10 protein-coding genes are annotated in these 10,239 nt (G+C 62.5%); 5 read left to right on the top strand and 5 right to left on the bottom strand.

Features of this window, described 5'->3' with window-relative positions; all coding sequences use genetic code 11:
• The first annotated feature begins 3 nt into the window (after nt 1-3).
• A complete protein-coding gene (locus VM99_11820) occupies nt 4-231 on the top strand; it encodes a hypothetical protein (GenBank protein ID AKJ98715.1) in 228 nt (75 codons plus the stop codon).
• On the top strand, nt 228-1,664 hold the full coding sequence (sbcB, locus tag VM99_11815; GenBank protein AKJ98714.1) for an exonuclease I: 1,437 nt from the start codon (nt 228-230) through the stop codon (nt 1,662-1,664). The genes VM99_11820 and sbcB overlap by 4 nt, the downstream gene beginning before the upstream one ends.
• 82 nt (nt 1,665-1,746) lie before the next feature.
• Here sbcB and VM99_11810 read toward each other — a convergent pair whose 3' ends face one another.
• Nucleotides 1,747-2,124 carry an H-NS histone gene (locus tag VM99_11810; protein AKJ98713.1) on the bottom strand — a complete coding sequence of 126 codons (378 nt, stop codon included), beginning with the start codon at nt 2,122-2,124 and terminating at the stop codon, nt 1,747-1,749.
• A gap of 306 nt (nt 2,125-2,430) precedes the next feature.
• Between VM99_11810 and VM99_11805 the strand changes: the two genes are divergently transcribed.
• Together VM99_11805 and VM99_11800 are read left to right on the top strand one after the other, a co-directional pair.
• Entirely contained in the window at nt 2,431-3,279 is an 849-nt protein-coding gene (locus VM99_11805; GenBank protein ID AKJ98712.1) for a formyltetrahydrofolate deformylase, read from the top strand.
• A gap of 75 nt (nt 3,280-3,354) precedes the next feature.
• Nucleotides 3,355-3,552: a hypothetical protein gene (locus tag VM99_11800; GenBank protein AKJ98711.1), complete on the top strand. Its 198-nt coding sequence runs from the start codon at nt 3,355-3,357 to the stop codon at nt 3,550-3,552.
• On the opposite strand, the gene VM99_11795 is transcribed toward VM99_11800, so the two are convergent.
• The 4 genes from VM99_11795 to VM99_11780 all read right to left on the bottom strand — a co-directional run bounded on the left by VM99_11795 (nt 3,533) and on the right by VM99_11780 (nt 8,508).
• Nucleotides 3,533-4,528, bottom strand: coding sequence for a membrane protein (locus tag VM99_11795; GenBank protein AKJ98710.1), 996 nt, complete (start codon nt 4,526-4,528; stop codon nt 3,533-3,535). The two genes, VM99_11800 and VM99_11795, sit on opposite strands and share 20 nt — an antisense overlap.
• Nucleotides 4,525-5,292 (bottom strand): deacetylase, encoded by a 768-nt coding sequence (locus tag VM99_11790; GenBank protein AKJ98709.1) that lies wholly within the window; start codon nt 5,290-5,292, stop codon nt 4,525-4,527. Before VM99_11790 ends, VM99_11795 begins: the two co-directional genes overlap by 4 nt.
• Nucleotides 5,293-5,308: 16 nt before the next feature.
• Nucleotides 5,309-6,430, bottom strand: a complete 1,122-nt coding sequence (locus tag VM99_11785) for a glycoside hydrolase (protein AKJ98708.1) — start codon at nt 6,428-6,430, stop codon at nt 5,309-5,311.
• A gap of 188 nt (nt 6,431-6,618) precedes the next feature.
• Complete coding sequence (locus VM99_11780; GenBank protein ID AKJ98707.1) at nt 6,619-8,508, bottom strand: chemotaxis protein; 1,890 nt, start codon at nt 8,506-8,508, stop codon at nt 6,619-6,621.
• Between the two features lie 186 nt (nt 8,509-8,694).
• Here VM99_11780 and VM99_11775 point away from each other — a divergent pair, with 186 nt between their 5' ends.
• The gene (locus VM99_11775; protein ID AKJ98706.1) at nt 8,695-10,185 is read left to right on the top strand and encodes an ATP-binding protein; all 1,491 of its coding nucleotides are present in this window, start codon (nt 8,695-8,697) and stop codon (nt 10,183-10,185) included.
• Nucleotides 10,186-10,239 lie beyond the last annotated feature (54 nt).

Genomic DNA, 10,239 nt, shown 5'->3' with positions numbered 1-10,239 from the left:
GTGATGGGCCGGGTCGAACGGTCGATGTCGGCGTCGATGCTAGCAGAAAACGGTGGGCGCGAGCCTGCTCGCGAACGCGGTGAGGCGGGTGATGTCGAGGCGGATGGTGGCGCTGCCTTCGCGAGCAGGCTCGCGCCCCTCGGAAGTGTTTCCAAAACAGGCACAGTGCTGGCCGGCGGTAGGGTCGAGCGCCTAGACTTCGCCCGTCTACAGTTCAGGAACAGCCCGTGACTTCCATCTTCTGGTACGACTACGAAACCACCGGCATCAACCCGCGTTGCGACCGGCCCTTGCAGGTGGCGGGGATCCGTACCGATTTCGAACTCAATGAAATCGACGCGCCGGTGAACCTGTATTGCCGGCCCAGCGACGACATCCTGCCTCATCCGGCGGCCTGTGCGATCACCGGGATCACCCCGGACTGCCTGGCGGAAAACGGCTTGAGCGAAGCCGACTTCATGACCCGCGTCCATGCCCAACTGGCCGCGCCGGGTACCTGTGGCGCCGGTTACAACACCCTGCGCTTCGACGACGAGATGACCCGCTACAGCCTCTATCGCAATTTCTTCGACCCGTATGCCCGTGAGTGGCAGGGCGGCAACAGCCGCTGGGACCTGATCGACCTGGTGCGCGCCGCCTATGCCCTGCGCCCGGACGGCATCGTCTGGCCGGAGGAAGATGGCCGCGTCACTCTCAAGCTCGAGCGCCTGACCGCCGCCAATGGCATCGATCATGGCCAGGCCCATGATGCGTTGTCGGACGTGCGCGCCACCATCGCCCTGGCCCGCCTGATTCGCCAGCGGCAACCCCGGCTCTACGATTGGCTGTTCCAGCTGCGCAGCAAACAGAAGGTGATGGACCAGGTGCGCCTGTTACAGCCGATGGTGCACATTTCCGGGCGCTTCTCGGCCGCGCGAAATTTTATCGGTGTGGTGCTGCCGCTGGCCTGGCATCCGAAAAACCGCAACGCGCTGATTGTCTGCGACTTGCACCTTGATCCCCAGGGGTTGCTGGACCACGACGCCGAAACCCTGCGCCAGCGTCTGTACACCCGCCGCGAAGCGCTGCTCGAAGGCGAGCTGCCGGTGCCGCTCAAGCTCATCCACATCAACAAATGCCCGGTGGTCGCGCCGCTCTCGGTGCTGCGGGCCGAGGACCAGCAGCGCTTGCAACTGGACATGGCCGGCTACCAGCAGCGGGCGTTACAACTGACGGACGCGCAACAAGTTTGGCAGGACAAACTTCAGGCCATTTACGCACGGGAGGATTTCGCCGCCAGCGACGATCCCGAGCAACAGTTATACGCAGGCTTCATTGGCGATCGTGACCGGCGTTTATGTGAACAAGTCCGACTGGCCGATCCGGCACAATTGGCACAAGAGCGCTGGCCGTTCGACGATGAGCGTTTACCGGAACTACTGTTCCGTTATCGTGCGCGCAACTTCCCGGACACATTGAATGCTGAAGAGCAGCAGCGTTGGAGAGTTTTCTGTCAACAACGCCTGTCTTCCCCGCAATGGGGCGCGCCTAATACCCTGGAAAGTTTTGATGTGGCAATGGCAGAGTGGCTGTCCCTGGCGACACCCTTACAGCGAGAAGTACTCATGCAATGGCAAGGCTACAGCCAGCAATTGCGTAAACGTTTAAGCCTTGATTTGTCGTGAAGTAAGCAAGATGACAGGCATAAAAAAACGCCAGCAATGCTGGCGTTTTTTTTTCGCAAGGAACGGTGCGAGCCGGTGAGGCTTAACCCAGCAGGGTTGCCCAGCCTTCAACCACGTCACCGCCCCACTTGGCTTTCCACTCTTTCAGCGTCTTGTGGTTGCCACCTTTGGTTTCGATGACTTCGCCGTTGTGCGGGTTTTTGTATTGCTTAACTTTGCGAGCACGTTTGGTGCCGGTAGTTTTGACGGCGCCACGTGGAGCCTTGCTCGACTTGGCATCCGGATCCAGCAGGGCAATGATGTCGCGCAGGGACTTGGAGTATTCGCCCATCAACGTGCGCAGTTTGCCTTCGAATTCCAGCTCGGTCTGCAGCTTGTCGTCCTGGGACAGGTTTTTCAGACGGGCTTGCAGTTCTTTGATGGCTTCTTCGGTGGCACGGTATTCATTGATCAGGGACATGTGGACTACCTTATGTAGGGCTTGGGGTGACAAGGGCACAGTGCGGCAATAGTAATCAGACAGTTTCATCAAGTAAACATTTAACCGATGTTTTATTTAATTAATTAGTGCTGTGCCACAAAAATCGCTATTGCAGTTAAATACCGTCCCGCCGACTTCACGCCCGTTCACACATATAGCTAGCCGCCCTGAGCTGCGCCTTGCGCGGCTCAGGGGCGCGTGGGGCACCGATTGCTTGATCGATACTGCAGTTTTGCCGCGCAATGGCTAGAATAGCCGCCTTTGCGAAGTTCTGGAGTTCCCCTAATGCGCACTTTTCGGCTGGTGATTGCTTGCCCGGACCGCGTCGGTATCGTTGCTAAAGTCAGTAACTTTCTGGCGTCCCATAACGGCTGGATCACTGAAGCAAGCCATCACTCGGACAATCAGAGCGGCTGGTTTTTCATGCGTCACGAGATTCGTGCCGACTCGCTGCCCTTTGGCATCGAGGCTTTTCGCGAGGCTTTCGCGCCGATTGCCGAAGAGTTCTCGATGGACTGGCGCATCACCGACACCGCGCAGAAAAAACGCGTGGTGCTGATGGCCAGCCGCGAGTCCCACTGCCTAGCAGACTTGCTGCACCGCTGGCACAGCGATGAGCTCGACTGCGATATCGCCTGTGTGATTTCCAACCACGACGACCTGCGTAGCATGGTCGAGTGGCACGGCATCCCGTACTACCACGTACCGGTCAACCCGCAGGACAAGCAGCCGGCATTCGCCGAAGTCTCGCGCCTGGTCAAGCAGCACGATGCCGAGGTGGTGGTGCTGGCCCGCTACATGCAAATCCTGCCGCCGGCCCTGTGCAGCGAATACGCGCACAAGGTCATCAATATCCACCACAGCTTCCTGCCGTCCTTCGTCGGTGCCAAGCCGTACCACCAGGCCTCGATGCGCGGCGTGAAGCTGATTGGCGCCACTTGCCATTACGTCACCGAGGAGCTGGACGCCGGTCCGATCATCGAGCAGGACGTGGTCCGCGTCAGCCACAGCGATAGCATCGAAGACATGGTGCGTTTCGGGCGTGATGTGGAGAAAATGGTCCTGGCGCGAGGCTTGCGTTATCACCTGGAAGACCGGGTGCTGGTGCATGGCAACAAGACTGTGGTGTTCTGACCGAACGGCCATCGTGGTGGGGGATCAAGCGCCCTCACCACAGCATGCCCGCCAGATGTTTACCGAAGGTGCACCATGACCGATCCACTGGACAAAGCCACTTCGAAGGCGCCGGCCACCCTCGGTGAGGGTTGCCTGAGCCGCTACGATCCCGAGGAGCTGGGCCCGGAAGACGGTACGGAGTTTCCCGACGCCGCCGAACTGTGGAAACAGACCCATCCCGAAGATCATCCCGATCCCGAGCAGCCAGCCCTCACGCCTGACGCAGGCTGATCAGCTTCTTGATCAATGGTCGCCCGACCATCAGCAAGAACACCGGCCCACCGGCCACCAGATAAAAATAATAGGTGACCGCCCGCCAGATCAGGATGGCCGCGGCCGCGGTGGATTTGCCCACCATCGGCGCGAGCAGCGCCGCCGAGGTCAGTTCTGCCGCCCCCGCACCGCCCGGCAGCAGGCTGAATTGCCCGGCACTCAAGGACAGCATCTGGATCAGGAAACTCCAGGCCCATTGCAAGTCCGCCCCCAGCCCCTTCAAGGCCAGGTACAGCACGCTGTAACGCAACGCCCAATGCAGGCAAGTCAGGCCGAATACCTGGAACAGCGTCTGGCGTGGCAGTTTCAGGGTGTCGGTGAACGCTGCGAGAAAATGCAGGATCTTGCGTCCCCAGCGATGGCGGGTGGCGGTCTTCACTCGCAGATGCCGCAGCAGGCGCGCGCCCAGCAGGATCAACCGGCGGTGATAGCGCGCCACCAGCACGCAGCCGAACAGCCCGCCAAACAATGAAACAGCGCTCACGGCCAGCATCCATTCCATGCGCTGGCTGAGGTTCTGGAACAGCGCGTAGAACAGGATGCCCACCAGGGCGCAGAGAAAGAACAGCAGGTCGCTCAACTGGTCCATGGCGAATACGGCGCTGCTGTGGGCCGGCCGTACGCCATTGCGCGCCAGCAGGGCCATCAAGGTCAGTGGCCCGCCACTGCCGCCGGGTGTCGCGCACATGGCGAACTCGGTGGACATCACCACCCCCAGGCTCTTGAACCGGCCCAGGCGCCCCCGGTGCTCACCCAGCAACAGGCGCAGGCGCAGCGAGTTCAGGGCCCAGCACAGCACGATCATGCCGAGCATGATCAGCAGCAAGGACAAGGGAAAGCGCTGTACCCGTGCCCACATGTCCGTGCCGCCCACCAACAGCGGGACCAGCAAGGCCATGAGCAGCGCGGCGGCCAGCCAGAGCAGCCGCTTCATGCCGCGCTGCTGACCCGCAGGCCCTGGGTGGCCAGCCAGTCGACCTTGGTCATTGGCACGCGGCCTTCATTGAGCAGGCGTTCGAGGGTCTGCAGCCAGTAGTCCCGGGAAAACCGATGGCGCATGTCCACTGGGTGCAGGCCCAGCCGAATCACCGGTGCCTGGCGCCAGCGCTGTTCACGTTGGTCGCTGAGGACTTTCGACAGCCCCCGGCGCCAGGCGCTGCGGGCGCTCCACACCAGCCCGGGAGCGTCGAGCGGAGTAAAGTCGGGCAGGCGATACAGGTGCTGGGTGTCGCTGGTGTAGCTCAGCGGTAACTGACGCAAGGCCCGGCGCGTGCCTTCGCTCATCAGCCAGGCCGGGGCGACGAAGCCTTCCAGCGGCCATTGGTAGCGCTCGAAGGTTTCGATGCCGGCGCGCAGGCGGGCGAGGGCGGCTTCTTCGTCCAGGCTGTAGAACTCGCCTTCATGGGTGTAGACCCGGCGCATGAACCAGTCCTTGGGGTGGCGAGCCGCCGGCCCATCGTCGCAATGGTAATAGCCGTGCAACACCAGTTCGTCGCCGCGCTCCACGCGTCGGTCGAGCAGGCGCCGGAAGTCGGGGTGGTCCTGCAATGCATTGGTGTGGTGGAAATCCGGCACCACCAGCCAGGTCATCGGCACATCGCCCAGGGCGTCGACGGCTTCGACGAAGGGCTGGTAGTCGGGCCAGGTTTGCGGCGCTACGTCGTGCAGCACCAAAAGCACGCTGGGCGAGGTATTCATCGGCACGGTCCTCGTTTCAACCATTGGCCAGCAGTGGCATCTGCTCGCCGAGCACCGCGTAGTAATGCCCCAGCAGGTTGTTGACCACTGAATCCCAGGCGTAATAACGCTCCACGTGCCGGCGCGCCAGCACGCCACGGCGCTGGCAGCCCTCGGCGAACAGTTGCCGCACGGCGTTGGCCATGGCTTGTGGATTGTTCGGTGTGCACAGCAGGCCGCAGTCTTCATGGACGATTTCGGTGAAGGCGCCGGCTGCCACGGCCACCACGGGGATGCCGCTGGCCATCGCCTCGAGGATCACCAGGCCGAAGGTTTCCTGGTCGCCGGCATGCAACAGCGCGTCGGCGCTGGCCATGAGCCGCGCGACTTGCGGTGCCGGGCAGAACTCATCCACCACGGTGACGTTGTCCGGCACCAGCGCCGGCATCGATGAGCCCACCAGCAGCAGGTGATAGCGCTCGCCCAGGCGCTTCATGCACTTGAGCAGCACCGGCAGGTTTTTTTCCTTGGAGCCGCGACCGGCGAAGATCAGCAGGCGGGTGTCTTCGGCGATCCCCAGTTCCGCCCGCAGCTCCGGGTCACGGGCGGCGGGGGTGAAGGTTTGCAGATCCACGCCCAGGGGTTGCACGTGGACATTCCTGACCCCCAGCCCGGTCAGCTTGTCGGCCATGACCTGGCTGGGCGCCAGGACCCGGTCGAAGTTGCCATACAGCTTGCTGACATACGCTTCGATATTGGGGGTGAACCAGTTGCCCATGCGGTTGCTCACCAGCAGTGGCAGGTCGGAGTGATAGAAACCAATGACGGGCACGTCGAGCTGGCGGCGGGCATCCAGGGCGGCCCAGGCGGTGAGGTAGGGGTCGCCGACTTCGATCAGGTCCGGTTGCAGATCACGCAGGACATTGCGCCAGGGCGCCAGGCGCAGGGGGAAGCGGTAGCCCTTGCCGAAAGGCAGCGCCGGGGCTGGGACCTTGTAGACCCCGTCGTGCTCGCTCAAATGTGCGCCGGGAATCAGCAGGCTGTGGCGAATACCGGGCCGATCGCCCAGGCGCCGGTGCTTGGCATCCAGGTAAGTGCGCACGCCGCCGCTGGCAGGGGCGTAGAACATGGTTATGTCCGCTATATGCACGATGAACATCCCTCCGGTCTGTGTTCTCCTTTGTTGACCTTTATGAAGAATAGATGTTCGGTTGGGTTGCGGTGGGGCGGGGGTGTCAGTGGAGTGTTGCTTGATTTGACAGGCCCTCATCGCGAGCGAGCTTCCACAGGGTTAGCGCAAATCCCCGTGGGAGCGAGCTTGCTCGCGATGAGGCCAGTTCAGGCGCTTTAGATCCTGAAACTGCCCACCAACTGCTTGAGCCGCGCCGCCTGCCGCTCCAGGTCGGCACAGGCGCGCAAGGTCGATTGCAGGTTCTCCACCCCTTCCTGGTTCAGCGTGTTGATCTCGGTGATGTCGACGTTGATCGATTCCACCACGGCCGTCTGCTCTTCCGTGGCGGTGGCCACGGACTGGTTCATGCCGTCGATTTCACCGATGCGCTGGGTCACGCTGTTCAGGCGCTCGCCGGCCAGGTTGGCGATCTCCACGCTTTCCTGGCTGTGGCGCTGGCTGTCGTTCATGGTCATGACCGAATCCCGGGCGCCGACCTGCAGTTCCTCGATCATGGTCTGCACTTGTTGTGCCGATTCCTGGGTGCGGTGGGCGAGGTTGCGCACCTCGTCCGCCACCACGGCAAACCCGCGTCCGGCTTCACCGGCCCGAGCGGCCTCGATCGCGGCGTTGAGGGCCAGCAGGTTGGTCTGCTGGGAAATGCTGGTGATCACCTCCAGGATCTGGCCAATGTTCACGGTTTTGCTGTTCAACGTCTCGACGTTGTTGCTCGACGTGCTCAGCAGCTCGGAAAGGCGATTCATCGCGGCAATGCTGCGGTCTACCACGTGCTGGCCGTCCTCGGCCAGGCCACGGGCGTCGCTGGCCTGATGGGACGCCTGGGCGGCATTGCGGGCGATCTCCTGGGCGGCGGCGCCCAGTTGGTTGATCGCGGCGGCCACGCTGTTGGTGCGGCTCGATTGTTCGTCGGAGTTGACCATTGACGAGTTCGACGCGCTCACCACGCGCAGGGCGACTTCATTGACGTGTTCGGTGGCGGAGGACACTTCGCGGATCGAACCGTGGATGCGCTCGACGAAACGGTTGAAAGCGATGCCCAGAATGCCGAATTCGTCCTGGTTCTGGATCGTCAGGCGCTTGGTCAGGTCGCCTTCACCGTCGGCGATGTCCTCCATGGCCCGGGTCATGGTGTGCAGCGGCTGGATCAGCAGGCGGATCAGCATGCTCAACAGCGCGATGATGAAGATCACGGCAATGATCGTCGCCACGACTGCCGAGGTACGGAAATCGCTGAGCATCGCGTAGGCCAGGTCTTTATCCACCGAGACCCCGACGTACCAGTTCACCGAAGGCAGGCCCTTGATCGGCACGAAAGTGACAATGCGCGAGTGGCCGTCCACCTCGACTTCGGTGATCTGTTCGCTGATTTTCGGCGTGTTGCCTGGGTAGGCTTCGGCCAGGGTTTTCATGACCAGGGCCTTGTCCGGGTGCACCAGGATCTTGCCATCGGCGCTGACCAGGTAGGCATAGCCCATGCCATCGAAGTCCACGGTCTTGAGGTTGTCGACAATGGCTTGCAGGCTCAGGTCACCCCCCACGACGCCGACGGTCTGTGTGGCGTTCCGGGCAGCACTGGCAATGGAGATGATCAGCCCGCCACTGGCGGCGTCGATGTACGGTTCGGTCAGGGTCGAGGTGCTGCTGCTCTGCGCGCCCTTGTACCAGGGGCGTACGCGAGGGTCGAAGCCGTCGGGCATCTTCGCGTCGGGGCGAATGATGAAGCTGCCCTGGGCGTCGCCCAGGTAGGAAGCCATGAAGGTTGCGGTCAGTGCTTTCTGCTCCAGCAGCCGGGTGACGCTGGCGGAGTCCGGGCTGGCGGCAATGTTCTGGGCCAGGTTTTCGATGAGCAGGATCCGCCCGCTGAGCCAGGTCTGGATGTTGCTCGCGGTGACCTCGGCCATTTCATGCAGGTAGCCGTCGAGGTCGTCGCGGATGGCGTTGCGTTGCAGGTAATCGTTGTATGACGTGAAGGAGGCGAAGGCGGCAACGACGATCAGGGCGGCGGCAAGGAGGATTTTATGGCTGAAACGCAGGTTTTTCTTCATGGTTCGAGGTTCCGCTGAGTCTTATGGCTCTGGGCGTGCTTTTATATGGAAAGTTCGCTAAATATCGCCGTATTGAAAAAAGCTGATATTTCCATCTCCCTGGGAATTATCCGACCTTGTTTTCAGTAGGGTCTGTCATTCCAGGTATCGGCCAAGCAGGGCCACAGATTAACCACAGGTGACGAAATGCCTGACTCACTCAAGCTTGTTATCGGCGCCGACCCGACCGGCCAACCCCTCTCCCAGGCGATGCGCCTGGCGAACCGCCACGGCTTGGTGGCGGGCGCCACCGGCACCGGCAAGACCGTGACCTTGCAGCGCCTGGCCGAAGCGTTCAGCGATGCGGGTGTGGCGGTGTTCGCGGCGGACATCAAGGGCGACCTGTGCGGCCTCGGCGCTGCCGGCAACCCCCAGGGCAAAGTGGCCGAGCGGATCGCCGGCATGCCTTGGCTCGGCCACACGCCCCAGGCCTATCCGGTGACGTTGTGGGACATCCACGGCCAATCCGGTCATCCACTGCGCACCACCTTGAGTGAAATGGGCCCGTTGCTGATCGGCAGCCTGCTGGAGCTCACCGACAGCCAGCAGTCGGCGCTGTACGCCGCGTTCAAGGTGGCTGACCGTGAAGGGCTGTTGCTGCTTGACCTCAAGGACCTCAAGGCGTTGCTCAACCACCTCAGGGACAACCCCGAGTTGCTGGGGGACGACGCGGCGCTGATGACCACCGGTTCCAGCCAGGCCTTGCTAAGACGCTTGTCCAGCCTGGAGCAGCAAGGTGCGGAAGCGTTGTTCGGCGAGCCGGCCTTGCAGCTCGAAGACATCTTGCAACCGGCCAGCGATGGCCGGGGACGCATCCACCTGCTGGACGCCAGTCGGCTGGTCCATGAGGCGCCGAAAGTCTACGCGACCTTCCTGCTGTGGCTGCTGGCCGAGTTGTTCGAACAGTTGCCCGAGCGCGGCGATGCGGACAAACCGCTATTGGCGCTGTTTTTCGACGAGGCGCACCTGTTGTTCGCCGGCACGCCCAAGGCCTTGCAGGAACGCCTGGAACAAGTGGTGCGGCTGATCCGTTCCAAGGGTGTCGGGGTGTATTTCGTGACCCAGTCGCCGGGCGATTTGCCAGACGATGTACTGGCGCAACTGGGCTTGCGTATCCAGCACGGCCTGCGGGCTTTCACCGCCAAGGAGCAGAAATCCCTGCGGGCGGTGGCGGACGGTTTCCGCCCGAACCCGCAGTTCGATGCCTTGGCGGTGCTGACCGAGCTGGGCATCGGCGAAGCCCTGGTGGGCACCCTGCAGGAAAAAGGTACGCCGGAAATGGTCCAGCGCGTGCTGGTGGCACCACCGCAATCGCGCATCGGGCCGTTGAGCGAGGCCGAGCGCGCCGCGTTGATCGCCCGCTCGCCACTCCAAGGGCGCTACGACAAGCCCATTGATCGCGAGTCGGCCTATGAAGTGTTGATGGGGCGCAAAGGGCTGGAGCCTGAAGCCGAGGCCGCGTCGGACAAACCGGCGGCTGAACAGCCGAGCCTTGCTGACAGGGCCGGGGAGTTCCTCGGCACGGCAGCGGGGCAGGCGCTCAAGTCGGCAATGCGTCAGGCGGCCAACCAGTTGGGCCGTCAACTGGTGCGCGGGTTGATGGGCTCATTGCTGGGCGGCAGCAAGCGCCGCCGGTAGTCAGGGCCGAGTCGCGCCCTTCGCCAGCAGGGGAATTTTGCCGACACAGGATTT

This window comes from Pseudomonas chlororaphis (genome assembly GCA_001023535.1).
Classification (GTDB): domain Bacteria; phylum Pseudomonadota; class Gammaproteobacteria; order Pseudomonadales; family Pseudomonadaceae; genus Aquipseudomonas; species Aquipseudomonas chlororaphis_E.
Note: the sequence above shows the minus strand (reverse complement) of the source record. Positions and strands in the feature narration are given on the sequence as shown.

Coding starts and splice junctions, on each gene's coding strand:
- VM99_11805 (AKJ98712.1), top strand. CDS start 2,431: ATGCGCACTTTTCGGCTGGTGATTGCTTGCCCGGACCGCGTCGGTATC.
- VM99_11800 (AKJ98711.1), top strand. CDS start 3,355: ATGACCGATCCACTGGACAAAGCCACTTCGAAGGCGCCGGCCACCCTC.
- VM99_11795 (AKJ98710.1), bottom strand. CDS start 4,528: ATGAAGCGGCTGCTCTGGCTGGCCGCCGCGCTGCTCATGGCCTTGCTG.
- VM99_11820 (AKJ98715.1), top strand. CDS start 4: ATGGGCCGGGTCGAACGGTCGATGTCGGCGTCGATGCTAGCAGAAAAC.
- VM99_11790 (AKJ98709.1), bottom strand. CDS start 5,292: ATGAATACCTCGCCCAGCGTGCTTTTGGTGCTGCACGACGTAGCGCCG.
- VM99_11780 (AKJ98707.1), bottom strand. CDS start 8,508: ATGAAGAAAAACCTGCGTTTCAGCCATAAAATCCTCCTTGCCGCCGCC.
- VM99_11775 (AKJ98706.1), top strand. CDS start 8,695: ATGCCTGACTCACTCAAGCTTGTTATCGGCGCCGACCCGACCGGCCAA.
- VM99_11785 (AKJ98708.1), bottom strand. CDS start 6,430: ATGTTCATCGTGCATATAGCGGACATAACCATGTTCTACGCCCCTGCC.
- VM99_11810 (AKJ98713.1), bottom strand. CDS start 2,124: ATGTCCCTGATCAATGAATACCGTGCCACCGAAGAAGCCATCAAAGAA.